Origin of the sequence: Pantoea conspicua (assembly GCF_002095315.1) — a bacterium.
Taxonomy (GTDB): domain Bacteria; phylum Pseudomonadota; class Gammaproteobacteria; order Enterobacterales; family Enterobacteriaceae; genus Pantoea; species Pantoea conspicua.
The window spans coordinates 1-23,723 of record NZ_MLFN01000029.1 but is presented as its reverse complement, the minus strand read 5'-3'; the positions used below and the strand labels follow the sequence as shown (position 1 = coordinate 23,723).

General features: G+C 57.6%; 25 protein-coding genes and 1 pseudogene. 6 read left to right on the top strand and 20 right to left on the bottom strand.

Translation table 11 applies throughout. From position 1 onward, the window contains the following. The first annotated feature begins 5 nt into the window (after nucleotides 1-5). A pseudogene (locus tag HA41_RS11595) lies at nucleotides 6-1,044 on the top strand (NADP(H)-dependent aldo-keto reductase). A 40-nt stretch (nucleotides 1,045-1,084) separates the two neighbouring features. Here the strand turns inward: HA41_RS11595 and HA41_RS11590 are convergent. From HA41_RS11590 to HA41_RS11570, 5 genes are all read right to left on the bottom strand, one after another. Then, on the bottom strand, nucleotides 1,085-1,549 hold the full coding sequence (locus HA41_RS11590) for a GNAT family N-acetyltransferase (RefSeq protein ID WP_094120930.1): 465 nt from the start codon (nucleotides 1,547-1,549) through the stop codon (nucleotides 1,085-1,087). Continuing rightward, nucleotides 1,549-2,322, bottom strand: coding sequence for an FCD domain-containing protein (locus tag HA41_RS11585; protein ID WP_033733824.1), 774 nt, complete (start codon nucleotides 2,320-2,322; stop codon nucleotides 1,549-1,551). Before HA41_RS11585 ends, HA41_RS11590 begins: the two co-directional genes overlap by 1 nt. A gap of 96 nt (nucleotides 2,323-2,418) precedes the next feature. Next, complete coding sequence (locus HA41_RS11580) at nucleotides 2,419-2,736, bottom strand: PTS sugar transporter subunit IIB (RefSeq protein WP_094120929.1); 318 nt, start codon at nucleotides 2,734-2,736, stop codon at nucleotides 2,419-2,421. Nucleotides 2,737-2,759: 23 nt separating this feature from the next. After that, nucleotides 2,760-4,187: a glycoside hydrolase family 1 protein gene (locus HA41_RS11575; protein ID WP_094120928.1), complete on the bottom strand. Its 1,428-nt coding sequence runs from the start codon at nucleotides 4,185-4,187 to the stop codon at nucleotides 2,760-2,762. After that, nucleotides 4,184-5,533, bottom strand: coding sequence for a PTS sugar transporter subunit IIC (locus HA41_RS11570; RefSeq protein WP_094120927.1), 1,350 nt, complete (start codon nucleotides 5,531-5,533; stop codon nucleotides 4,184-4,186). The genes HA41_RS11575 and HA41_RS11570 overlap by 4 nt, the downstream gene beginning before the upstream one ends. A gap of 179 nt (nucleotides 5,534-5,712) precedes the next feature. Here HA41_RS11570 and HA41_RS11565 point away from each other — a divergent pair, with 179 nt between their 5' ends. Further along, on the top strand, nucleotides 5,713-6,021 hold the full coding sequence (locus tag HA41_RS11565; RefSeq protein WP_094120926.1) for a PTS lactose/cellobiose transporter subunit IIA: 309 nt from the start codon (nucleotides 5,713-5,715) through the stop codon (nucleotides 6,019-6,021). A 32-nt stretch (nucleotides 6,022-6,053) separates the two neighbouring features. Here HA41_RS11565 and lysA read toward each other — a convergent pair whose 3' ends face one another. Continuing rightward, a complete protein-coding gene (gene lysA / locus HA41_RS11560; protein ID WP_094120925.1) occupies nucleotides 6,054-7,310 on the bottom strand; it encodes a diaminopimelate decarboxylase in 1,257 nt (418 codons plus the stop codon). A gap of 101 nt (nucleotides 7,311-7,411) precedes the next feature. On the opposite strand from lysA, the gene HA41_RS11555 reads away from it, so the two are divergent. After that, nucleotides 7,412-8,332: a LysR family transcriptional regulator gene (locus tag HA41_RS11555; protein WP_094120924.1), complete on the top strand. Its 921-nt coding sequence runs from the start codon at nucleotides 7,412-7,414 to the stop codon at nucleotides 8,330-8,332. Here the strand turns inward: HA41_RS11555 and HA41_RS11550 are convergent. Next, nucleotides 8,329-9,492, bottom strand: a complete 1,164-nt coding sequence (locus HA41_RS11550) for an MFS transporter (RefSeq protein ID WP_094120923.1) — start codon at nucleotides 9,490-9,492, stop codon at nucleotides 8,329-8,331. The two genes, HA41_RS11555 and HA41_RS11550, sit on opposite strands and share 4 nt — an antisense overlap. 367 nt (nucleotides 9,493-9,859) lie before the next feature. Between HA41_RS11550 and HA41_RS11545 the strand changes: the two genes are divergently transcribed. Beyond that, nucleotides 9,860-10,486, top strand: coding sequence for a hypothetical protein (locus HA41_RS11545; protein ID WP_094120922.1), 627 nt, complete (start codon nucleotides 9,860-9,862; stop codon nucleotides 10,484-10,486). On the opposite strand, the gene HA41_RS11540 is transcribed toward HA41_RS11545, so the two are convergent. The 6 genes from HA41_RS11540 to xerD all read right to left on the bottom strand — a co-directional run bounded on the left by HA41_RS11540 (nucleotide 10,453) and on the right by xerD (nucleotide 17,326). Next, nucleotides 10,453-10,977, bottom strand: a complete 525-nt coding sequence (locus tag HA41_RS11540) for a cupin domain-containing protein (protein WP_094120921.1) — start codon at nucleotides 10,975-10,977, stop codon at nucleotides 10,453-10,455. The two genes, HA41_RS11545 and HA41_RS11540, sit on opposite strands and share 34 nt — an antisense overlap. Nucleotides 10,978-11,109: 132 nt before the next feature. Further along, nucleotides 11,110-12,630 (bottom strand): lysine--tRNA ligase, encoded by a 1,521-nt coding sequence (gene lysS / locus HA41_RS11535; protein WP_094120920.1) that lies wholly within the window; start codon nucleotides 12,628-12,630, stop codon nucleotides 11,110-11,112. Nucleotides 12,631-12,639: 9 nt separating this feature from the next. Next, nucleotides 12,640-13,738 (bottom strand): peptide chain release factor 2 gene (gene prfB / locus HA41_RS11530; protein ID WP_143807323.1). Its coding sequence is split into 2 segments (ribosomal slippage): nucleotides 12,640-13,662 and nucleotides 13,664-13,738, totalling 1,098 coding nucleotides; the frame shifts between segments, so codons are not numbered across the junction. Between the two features lie 219 nt (nucleotides 13,739-13,957). Continuing rightward, nucleotides 13,958-15,694 carry a single-stranded-DNA-specific exonuclease RecJ gene (recJ, locus tag HA41_RS11525; protein ID WP_094120919.1) on the bottom strand — a complete coding sequence of 579 codons (1,737 nt, stop codon included), beginning with the start codon at nucleotides 15,692-15,694 and terminating at the stop codon, nucleotides 13,958-13,960. Between the two features lie 3 nt (nucleotides 15,695-15,697). Continuing rightward, nucleotides 15,698-16,411: a bifunctional protein-disulfide isomerase/oxidoreductase DsbC gene (dsbC, locus tag HA41_RS11520; protein WP_094120918.1), complete on the bottom strand. Its 714-nt coding sequence runs from the start codon at nucleotides 16,409-16,411 to the stop codon at nucleotides 15,698-15,700. Nucleotides 16,412-16,432: 21 nt separating this feature from the next. Further along, nucleotides 16,433-17,326, bottom strand: coding sequence for a site-specific tyrosine recombinase XerD (xerD, locus tag HA41_RS11515; protein ID WP_094120917.1), 894 nt, complete (start codon nucleotides 17,324-17,326; stop codon nucleotides 16,433-16,435). Nucleotides 17,327-17,428: 102 nt separating this feature from the next. Here xerD and fldB point away from each other — a divergent pair, with 102 nt between their 5' ends. Next, entirely contained in the window at nucleotides 17,429-17,947 is a 519-nt protein-coding gene (gene fldB, locus HA41_RS11510) for a flavodoxin FldB (protein WP_094120916.1), read from the top strand. A 53-nt stretch (nucleotides 17,948-18,000) separates the two neighbouring features. On the opposite strand, the gene HA41_RS11505 is transcribed toward fldB, so the two are convergent. Together HA41_RS11505 and sdhE are read right to left on the bottom strand one after the other, a co-directional pair. Further along, on the bottom strand, nucleotides 18,001-18,405 hold the full coding sequence (locus HA41_RS11505) for a protein YgfX (RefSeq protein ID WP_094120915.1): 405 nt from the start codon (nucleotides 18,403-18,405) through the stop codon (nucleotides 18,001-18,003). Next, a complete protein-coding gene (sdhE, locus tag HA41_RS11500; protein WP_031376214.1) occupies nucleotides 18,380-18,646 on the bottom strand; it encodes an FAD assembly factor SdhE in 267 nt (88 codons plus the stop codon). Before sdhE ends, HA41_RS11505 begins: the two co-directional genes overlap by 26 nt. A 226-nt stretch (nucleotides 18,647-18,872) precedes the next feature. On the opposite strand from sdhE, the gene ygfZ reads away from it, so the two are divergent. Next, nucleotides 18,873-19,859 carry a tRNA-modifying protein YgfZ gene (gene ygfZ, locus HA41_RS11495; RefSeq protein ID WP_094120914.1) on the top strand — a complete coding sequence of 329 codons (987 nt, stop codon included), beginning with the start codon at nucleotides 18,873-18,875 and terminating at the stop codon, nucleotides 19,857-19,859. 44 nt (nucleotides 19,860-19,903) lie between these two features. Here ygfZ and HA41_RS11490 read toward each other — a convergent pair whose 3' ends face one another. From HA41_RS11490 to HA41_RS11470, 5 genes are all read right to left on the bottom strand, one after another. Then, nucleotides 19,904-20,878, bottom strand: a complete 975-nt coding sequence (locus tag HA41_RS11490) for a sugar-binding transcriptional regulator (protein WP_094120913.1) — start codon at nucleotides 20,876-20,878, stop codon at nucleotides 19,904-19,906. Between the two features lie 122 nt (nucleotides 20,879-21,000). Continuing rightward, a complete protein-coding gene (locus HA41_RS11485) occupies nucleotides 21,001-21,858 on the bottom strand; it encodes a phosphogluconate dehydrogenase C-terminal domain-containing protein (protein WP_143807322.1) in 858 nt (285 codons plus the stop codon). Nucleotides 21,859-21,860: 2 nt separating this feature from the next. Beyond that, complete coding sequence (locus tag HA41_RS11480; protein ID WP_094120911.1) at nucleotides 21,861-22,670, bottom strand: sugar phosphate isomerase/epimerase family protein; 810 nt, start codon at nucleotides 22,668-22,670, stop codon at nucleotides 21,861-21,863. Further along, nucleotides 22,667-23,446 carry a triose-phosphate isomerase family protein gene (locus HA41_RS11475; protein WP_094120910.1) on the bottom strand — a complete coding sequence of 260 codons (780 nt, stop codon included), beginning with the start codon at nucleotides 23,444-23,446 and terminating at the stop codon, nucleotides 22,667-22,669. Before HA41_RS11475 ends, HA41_RS11480 begins: the two co-directional genes overlap by 4 nt. Before the next feature lie 2 nt (nucleotides 23,447-23,448). Beyond that, the coding region (locus tag HA41_RS11470; RefSeq protein WP_143807321.1) for a DAK2 domain-containing protein at nucleotides 23,449-23,723 on the bottom strand (275 nt) is incomplete at its 5' end.

Sequence of the window (23,723 nt, the reverse complement as noted above, 5' to 3'; positions counted from 1 at the left end):
TGGCAATGCACTATCATCGTATTCCCCATAGCACGCTGGAAGTGAGTCAGCTGGGGTTGGGCACCATGACGTTTGGCGAGCAGAACAGTGAAGCGACGCCCATGCTCAGCTGGATTTGGCTATTCGTTCCGGCATCAACTTTATTGATACCGCCGAAATGTATCCGGTGCCACCACGCCCGGAAACCCAGGGTCTTACCGAACAGTACATTGGCAGCTGGCTGAAACAGCGCGGCAGCCGTGACAAAATCATTCTGGCCAGCAAAGTGTCGGGCCTTCACGGGGTAACGATGCCTCGATTCGTCCTGACATGGCGCTGGACCGCAAGAATATCCGCGAAGCGCTGGACGCCAGCCTGAAACGCCTGAATACCGACTATCTCGATCTTTATCAGCTGCACTGGCCGCAACGTCAGACCAACTATTTTGGCAAGCTGGGCTATCAGTACAGTGAAACCACCGCCCAGGTGACGCTGCTGGAGACGCTGGAAGCGCTGACCGAGCAGGTGCGCGCCGGTAAGATTCGCTATATCGGGGTGTCGAATGAAACCGCATGGGGCGTGATGCGCTACCTGCAACTGGCGGAAAAGCATGAACTGCCGCGCATTATCAGCATCCAGAATCCCTACAGCCTGCTGAACCGAAGCTTTGAAGTCGGTCTGGCCGAAATAAGCCAGCACGAAGGCGTTGAACTGCTGGCTTATTCCAGCCTGGCGTTTGGCACCCTGAGCGGTAAGTATCTGAATGGTGCGCAGCCTGCCGGTGCTCGTAATACGCTGTTCAGTCGCTTTACCCGCTACAGCGGCGAGCAGTCACAGCAGGCAATCGCCGAATATGTGGCGTTAGCCCGTCAGCACCAGATTGATCCGTCACAGATGGCACTGGCTTATGTGCGTCAGCAGCCGTTTGTCGCCAGCACCCTGCTTGGCGCCACCACGCTGGAGCAGTTGCAGATCAACATCGACAGTTTCAATCTGACGCTAAATGCAGAGATCCTGGAAGGCATAGAGGCGATCCACCGTCGTTATACCTATCCGGCACCCTGAATCACGCCTTGCCAGTCGCGAATAACGCGGCTGGCACCGCTTATACATCGCGGGAATAGAGCATCACACGCTTGTCGGGATAATCCAGCGCCTCACCCTGGGGCTGCCAGCCAAAACGTTCGTAATAGCCGCTGAAGGTTGACCATAACCACAACTGCGAATACCCCTGCGCCTGGGCATGTTGAATGACCCGCTGCTGCAATGCTTCACTCACGCCTTTGCCGCGCGCCGGCGTATCCACATAGAGGGCCGCCAGCCACGGAAAGAGATCCTGACGGCTGATGAGATCGCAGCGCCAGAAGCCCACTGTGCCAATCGCGTTGCCCGCCTCCACCGCCACAAACGTCATCGGAAAATCGCTGCCGCTCAGGCTGCTGGCGACAATGCTGGCGAAAAAGTCACGGCTATCGGGCTCGCCGAAAGCCCGCCACTGCCATTCGGTAATCTGATCGGCAAAATGGGGCACGGCGCTAAGCGGCACTATCTCAATTACACCAGTCTCCATTACATCAGCTTCCCCTGGAAGATCGGCACTGAATCAAACAGGTAGCCGTCGAAGTCAGGCGCATCAGCATCGGAGAGCTCCAGCAGCGTATTTTTGACATTCTCAAGGTGCTGCCACGTAGCCTGCCACGCACCCATCACGTCGCGCCGGCGCAGAGCGGCAAGAATGGTCTGGTGATCGCCGAGCCATTTCAGGCGGTAGGCACGAGTTTCAAACTGAGGACGCAGCTGCTGCCACAGCGGGCTGCTGTCGTGATGACGCCAGATGCTGGTCACGGTGTCGAGTAGCATCTGATTCTGACTGGCTCCCGCCAGTAACAGATGGAATAACTTGTCGTTATCCTGACTGCTGTCATTGGCGGCGATGGCACGCTGCTCCTGCTCAAGCGTACGGCGCAGGTTTTCGATGTCCGCCTTGGTGGCCATTTTAGCGGCAAAGGCGGCGATATTGCTTTCCAGCAGCTGACGCGCCTGCAGCATTTCAAACGGGCCGACATCGCTGCGGAAAAACGCCTCTTCTTCATCGTCGCTGGCGGAGGGAATGCGCATCACGTAGACGCCGGAACTCTGGCGAATATCCACCGTGCCTTCCAGCTCCAGCATCAATAACGCCTCGCGCACAATGGTCCGGCTGACGCCCCAGGTTTCAGCCAGCTGACGTTCAGGCGGCAGGCGCGATCCCACCGGATAATGTCCGTCGCTGATTTGCTGGCGCAGATGCTGACCAATTTCCTGATACTGCTTTTTTTCTTGCGGCGCTTCGGCTTTGTCCACGCTTTCACCCTTTGCAATCAATGCGCTAACGGCATTGCCGCCGTTCCCTGCGCGACAATGCCCGCGAGCCAGAGAAGATAGCTCGCAAACTGAGCCTCAGTGTATCAAAGCCAGCGCCTGATCGAGTACCTTTGCGCCATTCAGGGTGCCGTAAGCGACGGTATCAATCACCGCAATCGGCAGCTGATAGCTGTCGGTCAGTTTTTTATTCTCTTCCAGTTTAAAGCGCACCTGCGGACCCAGCAGCACCACCACCACCTCGTTGCCGTAATTTTGCAGCTCCTCACGCAGATTCTGTTCAGGGATGGCATAGATCTGAAAAGCTAATCCGCGCGCGGCGGCCTCTTTTTCCATTCTTGTCACCACCATTGATGTCGACATGCCTGCGGCACAGGCCAGAACAATACGTTTCATTCTCGCTTCCTCTGGTTATTTCGTTATTTCGGCTCATCATCAAGCCACAGGGTAAATTGCTGGTTATCGCGCAGCGCCCGGAACCAGTGGGCGGATTTTTTCATCCGGCGCTGACGCTGGTTCTCCAGGTCGATTTCAATCAGGCCGTAGCGGTTTTTGAAGGCGTTCATTGGCGAGACATTGTCGGTGAACGCCCACAGCATATAGCCCTGACAGTTGATGCCCGCCTGTTGCGCACGGATCGCCTGATGCAGATGCTCGCTGATAAAGTGAATGCGGTAGTCGTCCTGAATTTCCCCCTCTGCGTTTTTGAACTGCGCTTCGTTCTCAACGCCCATGCCGCTCTCGGCGACAAACCACGGGATGTTGCCATACTCATCACGCATACGCTGCGCCATATGCCAGATGATTTCCGGCTGAATTTCCCAGCCGCGCGAAGGGTTCATCCGCCGGCCCGGCAACTCAAAGTGCTCGTAATACCAGGCGGGATGGAACGGCGTTTCCGGATGCCAGGCACGAGACGGTGCTTTCACGCGGTGCGGATAGTAAAGGTTAAGCCCGACCTCATCGACGGTATTGGCGGCAATGATCGCCAGCTCTTCCGGCGTGGCCTGCCACTCAATCTGATGTTTATCCAGCAGCGCCAGCAGCTCCGCCGGATAGGTGCCGTTAATAGCCGGATCGAGAAACACCCGGTTGTAGAACAGGTCATAGATATGCGCCGCCTTCTGGTCATGCGCCGCCGAAGAACGCGGATAGGTCACTTCCGGGTTGAGTATGGTGCCGATGCGGCCGGCATAGCCCGCCTGGCGGAACAGCTGCACTGTCCGGGCGGTGGCAAGATTTTTATGGTGGTTCCACTGCATCCATTTATGGGTGTTCTGCTCATAGGGCCAGCGCAGCGCGTCAAGGTAGACGCGGGTCTGCACCACAATCGGCTCGTTAAACACAAACCAGCGCGTCACCCGTCCGGCATAGCGTTTAAACACCTGTTCGACGTAACGGATAAACAGGTCAACCACATGCTTTGACTGCCAGCCGCCATACTGCTCCAGCAGCGTGGCGGGCAGTTCGTAATGCTCCAGGCAGAGCATCAGCTCGATCCCCTGCCGCTGCATCTCGTCAATCAGCCGGTCATAGTAAGCCGCGTACTCTTCATCCACCGTGGCCGTTTCATAGTCGGTGAGAAAACGCGACCAGTTGATCGAGGTGCGGTAGTGGGTCAGCCCGGTGGCTTTCATCAGCGCCACATCTTCTTCAAAGCGGTTAATGAAATCGGTGGCCACTGCCGGGCCATAGCCGTTATGCCAGACGTGCCGATCCTGCTGATACCAGGCATCTGGCCAGGAGTCCTGCCCCACTTTTTTCCCGCTCCAGCCTTCGGTTTGCCAGGCTGAAGCGGCAGCGCCGAGAATGAAATTTTGCGGGATCGGGATCAGCTGGCGACTCATAACACCTCCGGTCGGGTCGGGGTCAGTTCAGGTTGCGAATTTTGCGCTTCGGCAGCATCGGCGCGGCGGGCAGCCACTTTGACAAATGGCAGGTAGATCAGCACCGACACCAGAATGCAGATGATCTGGGTCACCACCGCGCCCATCGATCCCGCCGTCGAGAGCCAGGCATTAATGATCGGTGGCGTCGTCCACGGCACCATTACCACCGCTTTGCCGGCGAATCCCATCACCGTGGCGAAGTAGCCGATGGATCCGGTCACCAGCGGCGTGATGATGAACGGGATCGCCAGGATCGGGTTGAGCATAATCGGCATACCAAATATCACCGGTTCATTGATATTGAAGATGCCGGGGCCAAAGGAGAGTTTGGCGATTTCACGCATCTCTTTGCGCCGCGTCGCCAGCATCACTGCCGTCAGCAGACCGATGGTCAGGCCAGAACCGCCGATGCTCATGTAAACATCCCAGAACGGCATGGTAATGATATTCGGTGCCTCTTTACCCTGCTCAAAGGCGGTCATATTAACCATAATCGCCCCCAGCAGCAGCGGTTCACGAATCGGTTTCACCATCTGATTGCCGTGAATGCCGATGACCCAGAACAGCTGGGCTACGAACATCAGAATCAGAATCCCCCACAGGCTCTGCACCACCGACTCCAGCGGTTGCTGCACCACCTGATAGACCGCGTCATACAGATACATGCCGCTAACGCGATGGAAAACGAAGCCAAAGGTGGCCACCAGCGTCACGGTGATAATCGACGGGATCAGCGCCGAAAAAGAGGCGGCAACGTTGGGCGGCACAGTATCGGGCATCTTAATTTTCAGCCGCTCCACCTGTTCGAGGCGGCAATAGATCTCGACCGACAGAATGGCGATAAACATGCCGAGGAACAGGCTCTTAGTGTCAGAAAATTGCTTTGCCAGCACATCGGTGACCAGATGCATCTGACCGTCGACCATCATCTGTAAGGTGGTCGGCGTCACGGAGACAAAACAGATGACCGCCAGCAGGCCAGGGAATAAGGTTTTGATGCCGTTGATACGGCCAAGCTCAATCCCAATCAGGAACACCGCCCCAATGTTGAGGAAGCTGAGCGTGGCATAGTTAATACTGCTGGTGATCGGTTTGAGATCGGCTAAAAAACTCAGCGCGGCGAAGCTGGCGAGGCCATTTTTACTGTCCAGCACCATATTTGAAATCAGCACCGAGAAGGCGCCGACGATGATCACCGGCATCAGGGTAATGAACGAGGCTTTGATCGCCATGATGTAGCGGTAGCTATTGAAGCGGGTGGCAAAGCTGCCCAGCGAATCGATAAGGCGGTCCTGTAGAGACATGGGTCAACCCTCAGAGATGTAAGATTGGCATTCCAGTAGTCGTGGCTATCTTCCCTGTTAGTGGCATACCAAAATGACGATTGTCACCGATTCTTTCTGTGACAAAGCTCCCGGAAACGCTTTTTGGCATTCCAGTATGATTAAAAAAGCCAATTTGGCATACCAATAACGGAGATCGTATGGATTTCGAACAAACCATGATGGAATTGCTGATCAATGCCGGGGAAGCCCGATCGTCAGCGATGATGGCGATCCAGTGCGCACGCCAGCGTGACTGGTCAGGTGCCGACGCAGCGCTGGCCGCCTCCGATACCGCAGCTAAAGAGGCGCACAAGATTCAGACGCAGTTGATTGGCGCAGATGAAGGCAGCGGCAAGTTGCCGGTGACGCTGATCCTGGTGCATGCGCAGGATCATTTAATGAATGCGATGTTGTGTCGCGATCTGGCGGAGGAGATGGTGATGCTGCGTAAAGAGCTGTTTAACTGACAGGCGGCAGCAAATGCCGCCTGTGCTGGCGATCAGACGCCTTCCAGCGCCAGTAATTCCTGGATGGTCTGCGCACGACGGATCTCACGCGGTTGCCCCTGTTCAAACAGGACTTCCGGAATCAGGGGACGGCTGTTGTAATTGGATGACATCGATGCGCCATACGCGCCGGTGTCATGAAACACCAGATAATCGCCGACCTGCGCCGCCGGAATGGCACGGGTATCAACTTTGCCGCCTTCCAGCTGGGTAAAGACATCGCCCGACTCACACAGCGGACCGGCCACCACGCTCTCCAGGGTCTGCTGCTCATCAATCTGGCGACCATCGCCCGCCATCAGCGAGATGTGATGGTAGCTGCCATACATTGACGGGCGCATTAAATCATTGAAACCGGCGTCGACCAGCACAAAATGGCGGCTGCCCATCTCTTTGACCGCCCTTACCTGCGACACCAGCACGCCCGACTCGGCCACCAGGAAACGACCCGGTTCAATCTCCAGTTTGACATCATGACCCAGGTGCTGCGCAATACGCTGACGCGCCGCATCCCACAAACCAAAATAGTGCCCGGTATCGATCGCCTCTTCACCGTAGCGATAAGGAATCGATAAACCACCGCCCGCCGAGATCGCGGTCAGATCCTGGCCGAACTCCACCACCAGACTGACCATCGCATCGCACACCTGTTGCAGATGGGCGTAATCGACGCCGGAGCCGATATGCATATGAATGCCCACCAGTCGCAGGCCATATTGCTGGATTGCCGCCAGCGCTAAGGCCAGATCTCCGTGCCAGATACCGTGCTTGCTGTTTTCGCCGCCGGTATTGGTTTTCTGACTGTGACCGTGCCCGAAACCGGGATTAACCCGCAGCCATACCGCATGGCCCGGCGAGACAGCACCCAGCTGATGCAGCATATCGACGGAACCGGCGTTAACCGGCACCTGTAGCGCCGCAACCCGCGCCAGCGTCGGCTGATCAAACAGGTCAGCAGTAAACACGATCTCGTCACCGCCCGGCTGGTATCCCGCCACCAGCGCACGTTCAATTTCGCCCAGCGAGACGGAATCAACCTTAACGCCAGCCGCCCGCATCAGGCGCAGAATGTGGATATTTGAGCAGGATTTCTGGGCAAAGCGCACCACATCAAACGCCTGCAACTGGGCGATGCGCGCCTGAATGATTTCGGCATCGTAGGCCCAGAACGGCCCGGCATAGCGGCGTGCCAGCGGCAGCAGGTTAGTGGCGTTGAGCGCGGTTTGAGTGGTCTGTAAAGAACGGGGCATAAGGATTCTCCTGTGGCGATAACCCATTAAGCCAGAATCGTGTCATAGCGAAAAATATCTGTTTTAATAGCATCTATGCAAAACTGATATGGGGTAGCGGTGTGGCGAACATTAACTGGCGACACATTGAAATTTTTCACGCGGTGATGACCAGCGGCAACCTGACGCAGGCCGCGACGTTGCTGCACACGTCGCAGCCGACGGTGAGCCGGGAGCTGGCGCGGCTGGAGCAGCAGCTCGGACTGCAGCTGTTTGGCCGGGTGCGCGGGCGTCTGCAGCCGACGGTACAGGGACTGCGGCTGTTTGAGGAGGTGCAGCGTTCCTGGTATGGGCTGGATCGCATTATGGAGGCGGCGGATAACCTGCGGCAGTTTCGTCAGGGCGAGCTTTCGGTGGCCTGTTTACCGGCGTTTTCGCAGTCGCTGTTGCCGCCGCTGTGTCAGCCTTTTTTGCAGCGCTATCCGGATGTCAGTCTGAATGTGATTCCGCAGGAGTCGCCACTGCTGGAGGAGTGGCTGTCGGCGCAGCGCTATGACCTCGGTTTAACCGAAACCCAGCATGCGCCGGCCGGAACCGATCGTTATGCGCTGTTAACCTGTGATGAGGTCTGTGTGTTGCCGCAGCAGCATCCCCTGAGCCAGCGTGCGGTACTGACGCCGCAGGATTTTGCCGGTGAGAACTATGTCAGCCTGTCGCGCACCGACAGTTATCGCCAGCTGCTTGATGCGTTATTTCATGAACAGGGCGTTGATCGTCGCCTGGTGCTGGAGACCCACAGCGCCGCGTCGGTGTGCGCCATGGTCAGAGCGGGAGTGGGCATTTCAATTGTCAATCCGCTGACGGCGCTCGATTATGCCGACAGCGGCGTGGTGATGCGCCGGTTCAGCGTTTCGGTGCCGTTTACCGTTAGCCTGGTCCGGCCGCATCACCGCCCCGCCTCGGCGCTGGTCGATGCGTTCGTCAGCCATCTGCAACAACAGGTGGCTGACTTTCCGGCGCGCATCACCGCACGCCTGGCTTAAGCGCGCACTGCAGAAGCCGCGCCACCCGATTTACGGAAGGTGATCAGGCAGACCAGCAGACCGATCACCGCCAGCGCCGCGGCTGCGACCGGTACCACTGTCAGGCCGTAACCGTGACCAATGACCGCTCCGCCGACCCAGGCGCCCAGCGCATTACCAACGTTGAACGCGGAAATGTTCAGGGTTGAGACCAGGTTAGGGGCCTCTTTACCGTGACGTACCACGTTAATCTGCAGGCCTGGCACGGTGGCAAAGGTTGCCATCGCCCACAGGAACAGGGTGATCTCCGCCAGCCACAGCGCGTGGCTGGTCCAGCTGAACAACAGGGAGAAAATAGCAATCAGGGAGAAGCTGAGGATCAGGCTGAAGGAGACTTTCCAGTCCGCCATTTTACCGCCCAGGATATTGCCGACCGTCAGGCCTGCGCCAATCAGGAACAGTGTCCAGCTGACGCCCCGATCGCTAATCCCGGTCACCTCTAACAGCAGCGGCGCGATATAGCTGAACAGCGCAAACATCGCCGCGGCAAAAAACACCGTCATCAGCAGCGACAGCCAGAGTTTACCGTTAGCCAGCGCGCTCACTTCACTGGCGAGATCGACCGGTTTTTCCTGTTTGTTATTCGGCAGGCTGACAATCAGGGCGATGAAAGCCAGCACCCCGATGATCGCCACGCCCCAGAAGGTCGCGCGCCAGCCAAACAGCTGACCAAACCAGGTACCTAATGGAACGCCCAGTACGTTAGCCAGCGTCAGTCCGGTAAACATCAGTGCCACGGCGGACGCCTGACGTCCCGGAGCCACCAGACTGGCCGCTACCACAGCGCCAATGCCAAAGAAGGCCCCGTGGCACAGCGCGGTGACGATACGCGCCAGCATCAGCAAATTGTAATTGTAGGCCAGCGCACACAGCAGATTGCCAACGATGAAGATCACCATTAACAGCGTCAGCGTTTTTTTACGCGGTAACCGGGCGGTCAGCAGCGCCATAATCGGTGCGCCAATCGCGACGCCTAACGCATAACCGCTGATTAACCAGCCTGCTGACGGAATCGACACCTGAAGATCGCCTGCCACGTCTGGCAGCAGGCCCATAATGACAAACTCGGTGGTGCCGATGGCGAACGCACTCAGCGCCAGCGCCAGTAACGCTACAGGCATAACATTTCTCCCAATACGATGAAAATGCAGGTGAACCGCGCAAAGTCGTGGCCCGGTCGACGCTTATTAATATTTGATCTGCGTCACGCGGGCTATTACAGCACAGCTGCTGAGCACCACATAGCCCAATAGCGGCAAAGGATTATTGCCGCATCCGCAATAATTTCCGTTATCAATCCGCCAGACGGGTACCGCCAACGCGCCGGAAAATTCCAGGAATCACCGTCGCAGGCAATCTCTGGTTGTCATTTGTCTGTCACCGGTTACGCTTTTTAATGTGTTAACAATAAATAAAATTTTAGCGTTGCCGATAACCCCATTATGAAACGCCAGGTGATGTGATCAAATTCTGACGCGGGGAGAAAGAATGCAACGGCTCATTGCCTTGATGGTTTTTGCTTTAACCGGCTGCTCGGTGGGCCACTATGAGTACAGTAAAGAGGCCGGAAAGCGGGTCGATATGACCGTGACCGGTATTCCCACCGTGCTGGGATTAGGCACGCTGGGCACCACCATTCCGCTGACGTCGGAGTACAGCCTGACCGCCGCGCACGTGGCGAAGTTTTCGCTCTATCGGGTAAAGTCCTGGCATCCGCAATGCGATCTGGCGGTGGTCTATCACAAAAACAGCGAAGCCAGCCTGCCCCCCAGCTTTCGCAACAGCCATATCGGCGACCAGGTGAACCTCTATGGTTACAGTTTTATTTCGGCGATGCCGGTCAGTTCCAGCGGACAGAACCTGATTAATACCACGCTGGCAAACAGCTGGAACAAAGCGGACTGTGTGGTGGTGGCGGCCAATGCAGGCGTGGTGAAAGGCATGTCGGGCGGCGCAGTCTATAACGCCTCTGACGATACGCTGGCGGGGGTGATCATTGGCTACAGCGATCGCATCAATGACAATACCAGCGGCAAAACCCTGTATAAGAACGTGGCGCTGTATGTACCTTATGCGCGGTTTCAGCAGTGGCTGGATGGCGTGGTGAAGTCCTGAGATTTTTTATCGGGCAAACCGGGATGGTTGCCCATAGGATGTTCGGGCGGATTCAGCCATCTGTCTTTACGGGTTGCTTCGTAGTCCGGGTTAAGAGGATAAGCAATACGATTTTCAGGCTTGCTGGTCTCCCCTACCACTAAAAAGCGAGCTTCGTGCTCGCTGTTATTGATAAAGGTGTGGCAAATGCCAGTGCCCGCCGGAAAGGCCACTGCATCACCCGGCGACAGCGGATACAGCTCGCCGTTGATCCAGGCGTCAGGATGACCTTCAAGCACAAAGATGAACTCTTCTTCCGCGCTCTCCGCGTGGGGATAAGACATACGGCGTCCGGGCAACAGCCTTTCATGATGAATGCCAAGGCGGGTTAATCCCAGTAACCTCCCCAGTGGCGCACCAATCGACATGCGCTCATCGCTGTCTGCATAATGTTCGTTATCCTGGCCTTCCAGCGCTTGCCAGTGGCGAATACAGTCGGGACGTTGCGTCATGATGATTGCTCCAGGTTGAGACGTTCAGCCTGGCAGAGGAAATAACATGACACAAGCATGGCAAGGCGAACCGCAGACATAAAAAAGGCCGGAGTCTCCGGCCTTTCTGCATTCTGCTTAACGCAAAGTGACTTACTTGCTGCCCGGACGCAGTGCCGGGAACAGGATCACGTCGCGGATGGTGTGGCTGTTGGTAAACAGCATCACCATGCGGTCGATACCGATACCGAGACCGGCGGTCGGTGGCAGACCGTGTTCCAGCGCGGTGACATAATCTTCGTCGTAGAACATCGCTTCGTCATCGCCTGCATCTTTGGCATTCACCTGCTGCAGGAAACGCTCAGCCTGATCTTCCGCATCGTTCAGCTCGGAGAAACCATTACCGATTTCGCGGCCGCCGATGAAGAACTCGAAGCGATCGGTGATCTCCGGATTCTGATCGTTACGACGCGCCAGCGGTGATACTTCAGCCGGATATTCAGTGATGAAGGTTGGCTGAATCAGATGCGCTTCGGCCGTTTCTTCGAAGATCTCGGTGACAACACGGCCCAGGCCCCAGCTCTTCTCGACTTTAATGTGCAGCGATTCAGCGATCGCTACCGCTTTATCAAACTCTTCCAGATCGGCCAGATCGGTTTCCGGACGGTATTTTTTGATCGCTTCGCGCATCGTCAGTTTTTCAAACGACTTGCCGAAATCGAACTGATGCTCGCCATACGGCACCACGGTGGTGCCCAGCACATCCTGCGCCAGGGTACGGAACAGACTCTCGGTCAGCTCAATCAGATCTTTGTAATCCGCATACGCCATATAGAGTTCCATCATGGTGAACTCTGGGTTATGACGTGGCGAAATGCCTTCGTTACGGAAGTTACGGTTGATCTCGAACACCCGATCAAAACCACCAACCACCAGTCGCTTCAGGTAGAGCTCAGGTGCAATACGCAGGTACATATCGATGTCCAGCGCATTGTGATGGGTGATGAACGGACGCGCAGAGGCACCGCCCGGGATCACCTGCATCATCGGGGTTTCCACTTCCATAAAGTCGCGGCTGACCATGAACTGGCGGATACCGGCCATGATTTGCGAGCGAATCTGGAAGGTCTTACGTGATTCGTCGTTGGCGATCAGATCAAGGTAGCGCTGACGATAACGGGTTTCCTGATCGGCCAGACCGTGGAACTTATCCGGCAACGGACGCAGGGCTTTGGTCAGCAGACGCAGCTCAGAACAGTGAATCGACAGTTCGCCGGTTTTGGTTTTGAACAGCTTGCCGCGCGCGCCGAGGATATCGCCGAGGTCCCATTTCTTGAACTGTTCGTTGTAGATCCCTTCAGCCAGATCGTCACGCGAAACATAGAGCTGAATGCGTCCGCCGACATCCTGCAGGGTAACGAATGACGCTTTACCCATGATACGGCGAGTCATCATGCGTCCGGCCACGCTCACTTCGATGCCGAGATCTTCCAGTTCTTCGTTGCTCTTTTCGTCATAGCGTTCATGCAGCTGGTTCGAGAGCGTGTCACGACGGAAATCGTTGGGAAACGCCACGCCATTTTCACGCAGCGCGCTCAGCTTTTCGCGACGCGTTTTCAGTTCATTGTTTAACTCAAGTGCGGCGTCAGCGCTCTGCGGTTGTTGTTCAGACATGTCGGTTCCTTATAACCCTGCTTTTAAACTAGCTTCAATGAATCGATCCAGATCGCCGTCCAGCACCGCCTGGGTGTTGCGCGTTTCCACACCGGTACGCAGATCTTTAATGCGCGAATCGTCGAGCACGTAAGAACGGATCTGGCTGCCCCAGCCAATGTCAGACTTGTTGTCTTCCAGCGCCTGTTTCTCAGCATTTTTCTTTTGCATCTCAAGCTCGTACAGCTTCGCCTTCATCTGCTTCATCGCCTGATCTTTGTTCTTGTGCTGAGAACGGTCGTTCTGACACTGGGTCACGGTGCCGGTCGGAATATGGGTAATACGTACCGCGGATTCCGTCCGGTTAACGTGCTGGCCGCCCGCACCGGAGGCGCGATAGACGTCGATGCGCAGATCGGCGGGGTTGATGTCGATATCAATATCGTCATCCACTTCCGGATAGATAAAGGCCGAGCTGAATGAGGTGTGACGACGGCCACCCGAGTCGAACGGGCTCTTACGCACCAGGCGATGCACGCCGGTTTCGGTACGCAACCAGCCAAAAGCGTAATCGCCCGATACGCGAATGGTTACGGATTTAATGCCCGCCACTTCGCCTTCAGACTCTTCAATAATTTCAGTTTTGAAACCGCGGGATTCAGCCCAGCGCAGATACATGCGCATCAGCATGCTGGCCCAGTCCTGCGCTTCGGTGCCGCCAGAACCCGCCTGCAGATCGATATAGCAGTCAGCGCTGTCGTACTCACCAGAGAACATGCGGCGGAATTCAAGCTCGCCCAGCTTGCTTTCGAGGCCATCCAGCTCGGCCACCGCTTCGTTGAACGTCTCTTCGTCGTCAGCCTCGACGGCCAGCTCCAGCAGACCCTGGACATCTTCCAGCCCTTGCGTCATCTGGTCGAGCGTATCAACAATCGCTTCAAGCGAGGAGCGCTCTTTGCCCAGTGCCTGGGCGCGTTCCGGCGCGTTCCACACGTCTGGCTGTTCCAGCTCGGCGTTTACTTCTTCGAGGCGTTCTTTCTTGGCATCGTAGTCAAAGATACCCCCGAAGAACGTCGCTGCGCTCACTGAGGTCCTGAATACGGTTTTTGACCGGGTTGATTTCAAACATGGCTTTAGCGTCTTTTTTGCGTTCGATGGAGAGGAAAATTAACGAATAAGTTTACCCGAAACTGACGACAGTTTGTAGCGCTGATGCGGTTGCCGCATGGCGGGGATTAACGGTCTGGCGTGGCGTGCCCCGGCGGACGGAAAGCAGGAAGGGTGACATGACGCCGATCGGACGGTTGCGCCCCTTCACCCGCAGAAGAGGCGCGACTGTCTGCTGACGTCAGTTAACCGGCCAGAGATGATCGATAATCAGCTGCACCGAGCGGTTACCGCGGTATTCGTTAATATCCAGCTTGTAAGCCAGTTCGACCTGACGCACGCTGGTGTCGGGCCAGAGTGTGGTATCCACATTAAAAGCGATGCCATCGATCAGCGGGCCGCCGCCCAGCGGTTCCACCATCACTTTCAGATGGCGCTCACCGACCAGTCGCTGCTGCAACAGCTTAAATTTGCCGTCGAAAGCGGGCTCAGGAAACGCCTGGCCCCAGGGACCCGCCTCACGCAGCATCTCGGCGGTCTGCAGGGAAAATTCCTGCGGCTGCAGCGCGCCATCGGACCAGATAATGCCCTGCAGGGATTCGCCATCCAGCCATTCACCGACCAGTTCGGCAAAGCGCTGGCGGAACTCGTCGTAGCGTGCGGTTTCCAGCGACAGCCCCGCCGCCATCGCATGGCCGCCAAACTTCAGCATCAGGCCCGGATTCAGGGTATCGAGCCGTTCCAGCGCATCGCGCAGATGCAAACCGGCAATCGAGCGGCCGGAACCTTTCAGGGTGCCGTCACCGGCGGGCGCAAAAGCGATGACCGGACGATGGAAGCGCTCTTTCAGGCGTGAGGCCAGAATACCGACCACGCCCTGATGCCATTCCGGATGATAGAACGCCAGCCCCAGCGGCAGGTCGCTCTGCTCACGCTCCAGCGCCTGACACAGCGCCAGCGCTTCGCTCTGCATCCCCTGCTCAATCTCTTTGCGCGTCTGATTCAGCGCATCCAGTTCGCTGGCTAACATCCGCGCCTGGCTGAGATCGTCGGTCATCAGTAACGCCACCCCGACCGACATGTCATCCAGTCGCCCGGCGGCATTAAGCCGCGGGCCAAGCGCAAAGCCAAGATCGCTGGCCGCCAGCTGGCGCGCATCGCGATTGGCGATCTCCAGCAGCGCACGAATGCCGGGACGGCATTTACCGGCGCGAATCCGGCTCAGTCCCTGCCACACCAGGATGCGGTTATTGACGTCGAGCGGCACCACATCAGCCACCGTGCCCAGCGCCACCAGATCCAGCAGCTCCGCCAGGTTAGGTTCGCTGCGGGTTGCGCCGAACCAGCCCAGGGCGCGCAGATGGGCACGCAGCGCCAGCATCAGATAAAACGCGACCCCGACCCCTGCCAGCGCGCGCGAGGGGAAATTGCAGTCGGCCAGGTTGGGATTAACGATCGCTTCGGCGGCCGGTAAAGTTTCTCCCGGCAGGTGGTGATCGGTGATCAGCACCGGAATACCGTGCTGATGCGCACATTCAACCCCGGCATGGGACGAAATACCGTTATCCACCGTCAGGATCATCGCCGCACCGCGCGCGCGCGCCTGCTCAACCACTTCCGGGCTAAGCCCATAGCCATCTTCGAAGCGGTTAGGCACCAGATACTGGACGTTGCTGCCGCCCATGCTGCGCAGCGCCATCACCGTCAGCGCGGTGCTGGTCGCGCCATCGGCATCAAAATCGCCGACCACCATAATGCGACGACCATCGAGCAGCGCCTGATGCAGTAAAGTCACTGCACTATCAATGCCACTCAGCGCCTGGAACGGCAGCAGGTTTTTCGCGCCGCGCTCCAGCTCCGCCGCGTCACCTACCCCGCGTTGCAGATAAAGACGTTTCAGCAACGGCGGCAGGGTTGCCGGCAGCGCATCCTCAACCGTCACCTCACGGCGACGCAGTTCCACTTCGTTTTTTACCACCGATTAACCACCACGCTTTTGATTATCCAGTACCTGCTTCAGCTCCTGCGGGCCCTGATAGCCAGGGATCATCATGCCGCTGTCGGTCAGGATGGCTGGCGTGCCCTGAATGCCAAACAGCACCCCGAGCTTGTAGTGCTGTTCAATATTGATTTTGCAGCTGTCTGGCGCGGCCATCTTCGGCGCATCACCCTTCATCGCCTCATCAAAGGCTTTGTTACGATCGGCGCTGCACCAGATCGCTTTCATCGCGGTTTCAATCTGGCCATGCAGCCCTTCACGCGGGAACGCCAGATAGCGCACGGTGATGCCCAGCGCATTGTAGTCTGCCATCTGCTCATGCAGCTTGCGGCAGTAGCCACAGGTAATGTCGGTAAACACCGTCACCACATGCTGCTCTTTTGGCGCTTTATAGACGATCATTTCCGGCACCAGCGCCTCGACTTTTTTATCGAGCAGCTGATTGGTCACGTTGACCGGTTGCGCGCCGCTGACGTCATACAGCGGTCCCTGAATCATATGTTTGCCATCATCGGTCACGTAGAGCACGCCGCTCTCCGACAGCACGGTTTTGAAGCCCGGCAGCGGTGACGGGGAAATCTCGGTCTGGTTTAAGCCGAGCTTTTTCAATGATTGCTGAATGGCGCTGTCATCGGCCTGTGCCAGACCGGAAAAGGCGCTGGCTAACAGCGCCAGCATGGCAAAATGCTTGTTCATCTCTTTCCTTATGTCCGCAGATCAGGCCCGCGGATGATGTTGTTGATGCAACTGACGCAGGCGCTCGGTCGCGACATGCGTATAAATTTGAGTAGTGGAGAGATCGCTGTGTCCCAGCAACATCTGTACGACACGCAGATCGGCACCGTGGTTCAGCAGATGGGTGGCAAACGCATGCCGCATCACATGCGGCGACAATTTTTCACTGTCGATACCGGCCAGCGTGGCGTAATGCTTGATGCGGTGCCAGAAGGTCTGCCGCGTCATCTGCTGCGCCCGGTTGCTCGGGAACATCACATCCAGCGTCTGTCCATTGAGTAACCACGGCCGCCCATGCTCCAGATAGTGCTCCAGCCAGTACACCGCTTCTTCACCTAACGGCACAAGTCGCTCTTTATCGCCTTTACCAATGACTCGCACCACGCCTTGCCGCAGACTGATATCACTCAGCGTCAGGCCCACCAGCTCAGAGACGCGCAAACCGGTGGCATAAAGTAACTCCAGCATCGCTTTGTCGCGCAGTTCAAGCGGAATGTCGATGTTCGGGGCCTGCAACAGGCGCTCCACCTGTGCTTCGCTGAGATCCTTCGGCAGTCGCTGCGGCAATTTCGGTGCCGATAACAGCGCGCTGGGATCGTCAGACCGGAGCTTCTCGCGATAAAGATATTGAAACAGGCGGCGCATGGCGCTGAGCAGCCGGGCGGAACTGGTCGCCTTGTAGCCGCCCTCCAGCCGCTCGGCCAGAAACTGCTGCAGATCCAACGGCATCACGCTGAGCAGCGTCAGATTATGATGCGCCAGCCAGCCGGTCAGCGTCTGGAGATCCTGGCGATAAGAGGAGAGCGTATTCTGCGCCAGATTGCGTTCAATCCAGAGCGCATCGAGAAACTGTTCAGTCAGTTCGCTGTCTTGCACGTTATCCCCGCCGTTCGCTGTAAAATCATGCTCATTATGCCTGATTCAGCGGCGCTTCTGGTACAATTGCGCCAAAGTCAGTCTTTACAGAGTGTTATCTGCATGAAAATCGGTCTTTTTTACGGTTCCAGTACCTGTTACACCGAAATCGTAGCGGAGAAAATTCGCGATTTTATAGGCGAAGAGCTCGTCACCCTGCACAACGTGAAAGATGACGATCCGCGCCTGATGGAGCAGTACGATCTGCTAATCATGGGCATTCCGACCTGGGATTTCGGCGAGTTGCAGGAGGACTGGGAAGCGATCTGGTCGCAGCTGCCGACCCTGAATCTGCGCAACAAGATTGTGGCGCTGTACGGCATGGGCGATCAGATTGGTTACGGTGAATGGTTCCTTGATGCGCTGGGTATGCTGCATGAGCTGTTGCAGCCGATGGGCGTGCGCTTTGTCGGTTACTGGCCGCTGGAAGGGTATGAGTTCACCAGCCCAAAACCGCTCAGTGCCGACGGCCAGCAGTTTGTCGGTCTGGCGCTCGACGATGTGAACCAGTTTGAGGTCACCGACGAACGCGTCGAACAGTGGTGTGAGCAGATATTAACCGAGACCGCCGAACTGCTGTAATCGGTAAACGGCATTATCCGGTTAGCGGCGTAACCCGGTAAAGCCACTCACTGTTATTCGCTCTGTTCCTCGCTGAAGCAACGGGCGCGTAACGCCCGCCATTCACCCGGCGGCATGGTGTCCTGCATCAGCCATAGGCGCAAGGTTCTGCCCTGCTCGTTTTTCGCCACCAGCAGCACACCAAACGGCAGCCAGCGCAGCGGCTGAGTGGGCCGCCAGCGTTCGCCCTGCCAGCACCAGATTTGCGCACTCTCCCGCTGAAGCGAACCGCGCCGCTGACTGAGCCGCCGATACGTGCGCCCGCCTTCAGCCAGCATTAATCCCGCTATCGCCAGCTTAATCAGCCCTCCGCTGTCGGACAGCAGCACACCAGCCAGCGCCACCACCAGCCACGCGCCCAGCAGGCCACGCGCCAGACGGGACGGCTGCAGGTTACATTGCCACCGGGCCGCGTTCACGGTTGCGCTGCTGGATCAGGTTAACCATCCGCTTCAGTTCAGGATCGCTGGGCTCCCCGTGGTTCATCAGCCAGTTAAACAGGTCGGGATCGTCGCTCTTCAGCAACGCAATAAAAACCTGCTTATCGGTGTCGTTCAGGCTGTCATATTCATATTTAAAGAACGGCATAATAGCCACATCCAGCTCCAGCATGCCGCGGCGGCAGGCCCACTGAATACGTGATTTATCATTGATATCCATGCGTCAGTTTCCACAGTTCACAACATGGCGGCTAGTGTAACCTGGATTGTGGCGGGCTGCAGGCGAAGCGCACCCTGCTGTGCGATCTCTCGCACATCAGGCCGTCTTTTTTCAGGGGTATCACGCGATTTGTGCGCCGTTTTGGGTAAACAGGTTGCATTGCCAGTCGGCTCTTTTAACATTGAGGATATTGTTTCGGATGAACCTTCTTAATCAGGATATCTCCATGCCAACCTTTACTTTACCGCCGCGTCAGCCTGTCGCCTCGTCTCGTCTGCCGTTAACGCTGATTTCACTGGATGCCTGGGCGCTGGTTTCCGTCTTCGGTGCCGACAGCACGCCTTACCTGCAGGGTCAGCTGACGCTGGACGTCGCCGCGCTGGATGCCGCTCACCATCTGCCCGCCGCTCACTGTGATGCCAAAGGCAAGATGTGGAGCAACCTGCGCCTGTTCCATCGCGGCGAAGGTTACGCCTATCTGGTGCGTCGTGAACTGCGCGACACCCAGCTCAGCGAATTAAAAAAATATGCGGTGTTCTCGAAAGTGACGCTGGTGGCCGATGATGACGCGGTGTTGCTGGGCGTGGCCGGTTTCCAGGCGCGCGCCGCGCTGGCCAACCTGTTTGAACAGTTGCCTGACAGCGAAACCCCGGTGGTGCAACAGGGCGAGACCACGCTGTTGTGGTTTGCGCATCCGGCGGAGCGTTTCCTGATCGTGACCTCGCTGGCGCAGGCTGAAGCGCTGCAGCAGAAACTGGCGGATGATGCCGAGTTAAATGACAGCCAGCAGTGGCTGGCGCTGGAGATTGAAGCCGGCATTCCGGTGATTGACCCCGCCTCCAGCGTGCAGTTTATTCCTCAGGCTACCAACCTGCAGGCGCTGGACGCCATCAGCTTTAAAAAAGGCTGCTACACCGGCCAGGAGATGGTGGCGCGGGCCAAATACCGTGGCGCGAACAAACGCGCGCTCTACTGGCTGGCAGGACAGGCCAGCCATCTGCCAGCAGCCAATGCGGCGCTGGAACTCCGGATGGGTGAGCGCTGGCGACGTACCGGTAGCGTGCTGGCGGCGGTGCAGCTGGATGACGGTGTCAGCTGGGTGCAGGTGGTGATGAATAACGATCTGGAGCCGGATAGCGTGCTGCGGGTTGAAGGTGATGAAGGCGGTCATCTGACCATTCAGCCGCTGCCCTATTCGCTGCTGGAAGAGTAATGCCTCAGGCACGTCGCCAAAGGGGCTGCGTGCCTGCGCGGCGACTACTCCGCTTTCTGCGTCATGTTCAGCAGGGTGCGGATGTTCTGCGCCGTGGTGGCGATGATGTCGATAGCGCCGGTGCGTAATGCACCCAGAATCGCCATCGCTTTGGTGTTCTCCGAGGCGATGGCAATCACGCACGGGATCTTGCGCAGCTCATCAATGCTCAGACCAATCACCCGATCTTTCATCACGGTATCAACGTGCTGCCCCTGCGAATTAAAAAAGTCGTAGCCCGCGATATCGCCGATGACACCCTGATTCAGGCTCGCGTCGATAATTTCGTGCGGCGTAAACCAGCCTAACTTCACCATATAGCTGTTTTCATTCATGTCGCCGATGCCGACCAGCGCGAAGTCAGCTTTGCGCGCCCGATCCAGCGTCTCTTTAATGGTGCCGTTCTGCATAAACGCCGCTTTCAGTGACCGATCTTCGACATACGCCGGGGCGTAGAGCGTTTCGCTGATGCCACCAAACTTCTTCGCCAGCCGACGGCTGATGTGGTCAGCATTGATCGCATCGCCGGGACGGTGAGTACCGCCGATACCACTGATGAAGTGACAGTTACGCGTCGGGACCTGGCCCGGATGATCGGCCACCGCCGCCACGTTGCGCCCTTGCCCGACGGCCACCACCGAGTTTTCTTTAAGCGATTGTTCCAGCCAGGAGGAGACCAGCGCCGCCACCTGACGCCGCTGCTCATCATTGTCCTGCAGGTCGAGCGCAATCAGCGCACGCTGTAAGTGGGGAAAGCGGTCAAGCAACTGTTGCTCAAGCCGGGTACTGAATACCGGATGGTAACGCACGTTGATTTCAACAATGCCCTCTTCCCTGGCGCGCCTCAGCAGCCGTCCGACTTTGATGCGTGAAATGCCAAACTTACGCGCAATCTCTTCCTGGGTAATTTCGTCCTGATAATAGGCGACGGCGATTTCGGTCAGCAGTTCAGCGTCCTGAGAAGGCGTGTGTTTTTCCATGCGTTATCTGTCTCGCAGTGAGTTACCTGACTAAGCACAGGCGTTTAAGGAGGGAATTTATACCATTGAACCGGCTCACCTCGCCAGGCATAGACGCGGCGAGCCGGTAGCGGTGTCACAGATTAGCGACGAATGGCGTCGATTTTCAGCATCCGGGCAATCACGATATCCAGCTCTTTCTGATCGAAAATCTGCTTCCAGTCAGGCTTCACAATCTTCTCGCGTCCATACTCCATGGCGATCATACAGGCATCCGAGAACGGGTTGGTGGCGCGGAACGCGACCGCCAGCGCAATCTGAATATGCCCGTAGAGCATCGCTTTTGCGGCCTCTTCCGGGACGCCACTGTGCTTCACCGTTTCATCCAGCGCCTCTTTCATAAAAGCACCGACCATGCAGGCGACGGTCTCGACCAGCGTTGGCTCAAGGTAGGCCAGCTGGGTCACCGTCACCCAGTGCACCTGCTCCACCGGGCCATACATTACGCTGATTACCTTGCTGAGTTCGGCGCGCTGCGCCTCGCTGCCCGCTTCATAAGCCGCGGCGACGTGCTGAATCGCTGCAATACCGCCAAAGGCGTCGGCGTGCTCCTCTTTGGTGTAACGTTCAAGGAACACCGATGGATGGCAGGGATGCGCCACCGCATACTCAATATCGTCACGCTGGAAGATCAGATTGGCATAGGCAGCCGCCGGATCGAGCGTTAACAGCACCGCACCGGCCTTCATCTGCGGTACTACCGCTTCAGAGACTTTACCCAGCACGATATCCGGCACCGCCAGGATCACCACGTCGCTTAACGGCACCACCGAGGCGGCATCCGACAGTTCACGCCCCTGCTGAGTGACCTGCTGCTGCGCCGCAGGCGAATTTTCACAGTAAAAGACCTGGTAATCACTTTTCTGGAAGTTGGCTGAAATGCGCATGCCCATCTTGCCGCCGGCGCCAATCACAGTAAGGGTTTTCAGTTGATTCATTATTATTACTCCCGATTTTGTTTACTACGTAAGAATTCCACGCTGCGCGCAGTCCACTCAGCTTCACGCTGGCAAGTGGTGGCGGCGTCCTCCTGCCACGGCAGCCAGTGTTCAATAATCTGGTTAATGCCGCGTTCGACCGGACGCACGCTGGCGATCATCTGGTCATAATCAAGCAAGCCTTCGCCCATCGGGCAACCGGCATAGGTAAAGCCGACCCAGCCATCACGCCGGGTAAAGGCGAAATCTTTGATGTGCAGATTGCCGACCCGCGCCGCAGTCTGCGCAATCACCTGTTCAGGTAACTCCAGCCCGGCGACGCAGTTGGCCGGATCGAGACAGACACCCAGCCACGGCGACGGAAAGCGGTTAATCACGGACATCAGGTCCGCCGTTTTGACCTGCTCGTAGGTTTCAAGACAGAGCCGGACCTGCTGATCCGCATAGTCCGGCAGCACATCGGCGATCAGCTGCGCTGCCTGTTCCAGTGAAGGTCGATGGCTGGCGCTGTAGAACATCGATCGCACCACATGCGCGTCGAGCTGCTGTGCCAGCTGCAGGTAGCGTTGCAGATGGGCGGTGTCCAGTCCCCGGGTACCGAGTTCCAGCGTAATGCCCAGCGCATCTGCCTGCTGCCGCAGCCGTTGCAGGTCGGCATCCGGCCAGCGCTCAATCGCCGGATAATCACAAATCTGGAACAGCGACAGATCGAGCGCGGCGGTCTGCTCCAGCATCTGTTCCAGCGTCAACGGCTGTGGAACCCGGTCTGACATGCGCCAGAAAAAAGCGTAGGTGCTGAGTCCGATCTGGCTCATGAGTGGCACTCCTCTGCCAGCGCGCTGGCCTCGTCAATAATCTGTTCCAGCGCGGCAGGATCGTGGGCAAAGCGGCCGAGGAACAGACCATCCACCGTTCCGCCAAGCCGCTGAATCAATCCCGGACCGGCGCTGCCGCCGTAGATCACCTGCAAGGTAATGCCTGCTGGCGTCGGCAGATGACGCACACCTTCACACACCGCGCGGATATAGCTTTCGGGTGCCGGTTGCGGTGCGCCAATCGCCCACTGTGGTTCCCAGGCAAAAAATAGCGTGCCGGTCAGACCCTGCTGCTGTGCCAGCGACAGCGCCTCGCCCAGCTGCTGCTGGCACAGGGCGATCGCCTGCGACGGTTCCCCCTGTTGCGCTTCCCCGATGCATAACACCGGCGTCAGGCCGTGGCTGAGCGACATCGCCACCTTGGCGGCAATCTGTGCGGAATCTTCATGGAAATGGCGGCGGCGTTCGGCGTGACCGATCTCCGCCAGCGAACAGCCCAGCTCCTGCAACATGCTGGCGCTGACTTCACCGGTCCAGGCACCGTTTTCGGCCTGGCAGACATCCTGGCCGCCAACGCGTACCGGGGTATCGGCAAAAATAGCGGCAGCGGCCGGAATAGCCGGATAGGCAGGCAGCACGAACAGCCCGATATCACCGCGCTGAATCGCCGGATGACGCCGCGCCAGTGCAGCAACATCGCGGCACCAGTCGAGGGTTTGCTGGTAGCCAAAGTACATTTTCAGGCTGACACCCAGCCACAGAACAGGTTGTGACATGCTCAGGCTCCCTGATCCGCGGTGGCGTGATCTCTCATCAAATCCGCCACGGTATTGACGATCATCGCCAGTGAAATCGCGCCTGCATCAGGCGTGCCGAGGCTTTTTTCAGCCAGCGGCCGGGCGCGCCCCATCTTCGGCAGCAGTTGCGCCGTGGCCTGCGCGGCTTCATCAGCCACGCGCGCCGCTTCGCGCCAGGCCTCTGTCAGTGAGCTACCGCGCGCAACGGCCGCATTCAGGCTGTCGCTGAACGGGACCAGCACATCAACCATGGTCT

Excerpts from the sequence above, each read along its gene's own strand:
- lysA (WP_094120925.1), bottom strand. The coding sequence starts at position 7,310 with ATGCCCCGTTCTTTACAGACCACTCAAACCGCGCTCAACGCCACTAAC.
- fldB (WP_094120916.1), top strand. The coding sequence starts at position 17,429 with ATGAAAATCGGTCTTTTTTACGGTTCCAGTACCTGTTACACCGAAATC.
- dsbC (WP_094120918.1), bottom strand. The coding sequence starts at position 16,411 with ATGAACAAGCATTTTGCCATGCTGGCGCTGTTAGCCAGCGCCTTTTCC.
- lysS (WP_094120920.1), bottom strand. The coding sequence starts at position 12,630 with ATGTCTGAACAACAACCGCAGAGCGCTGACGCCGCACTTGAGTTAAAC.
- HA41_RS11575 (WP_094120928.1), bottom strand. The coding sequence starts at position 4,187 with ATGAGTCGCCAGCTGATCCCGATCCCGCAAAATTTCATTCTCGGCGCT.
- HA41_RS11570 (WP_094120927.1), bottom strand. The coding sequence starts at position 5,533 with ATGTCTCTACAGGACCGCCTTATCGATTCGCTGGGCAGCTTTGCCACC.
- HA41_RS11550 (WP_094120923.1), bottom strand. The coding sequence starts at position 9,492 with ATGCCTGTAGCGTTACTGGCGCTGGCGCTGAGTGCGTTCGCCATCGGC.
- HA41_RS11580 (WP_094120929.1), bottom strand. The coding sequence starts at position 2,736 with ATGAAACGTATTGTTCTGGCCTGTGCCGCAGGCATGTCGACATCAATG.
- HA41_RS11565 (WP_094120926.1), top strand. The coding sequence starts at position 5,713 with ATGGATTTCGAACAAACCATGATGGAATTGCTGATCAATGCCGGGGAA.
- HA41_RS11590 (WP_094120930.1), bottom strand. The coding sequence starts at position 1,549 with ATGGAGACTGGTGTAATTGAGATAGTGCCGCTTAGCGCCGTGCCCCAT.
- HA41_RS11480 (WP_094120911.1), bottom strand. The coding sequence starts at position 22,670 with ATGAGCCAGATCGGACTCAGCACCTACGCTTTTTTCTGGCGCATGTCA.
- HA41_RS11475 (WP_094120910.1), bottom strand. The coding sequence starts at position 23,446 with ATGTCACAACCTGTTCTGTGGCTGGGTGTCAGCCTGAAAATGTACTTT.
- HA41_RS11545 (WP_094120922.1), top strand. The coding sequence starts at position 9,860 with ATGCAACGGCTCATTGCCTTGATGGTTTTTGCTTTAACCGGCTGCTCG.
- ygfZ (WP_094120914.1), top strand. The coding sequence starts at position 18,873 with ATGCCAACCTTTACTTTACCGCCGCGTCAGCCTGTCGCCTCGTCTCGT.
- HA41_RS11540 (WP_094120921.1), bottom strand. The coding sequence starts at position 10,977 with ATGACGCAACGTCCCGACTGTATTCGCCACTGGCAAGCGCTGGAAGGC.
- HA41_RS11490 (WP_094120913.1), bottom strand. The coding sequence starts at position 20,878 with ATGGAAAAACACACGCCTTCTCAGGACGCTGAACTGCTGACCGAAATC.
- sdhE (WP_031376214.1), bottom strand. The coding sequence starts at position 18,646 with ATGGATATCAATGATAAATCACGTATTCAGTGGGCCTGCCGCCGCGGC.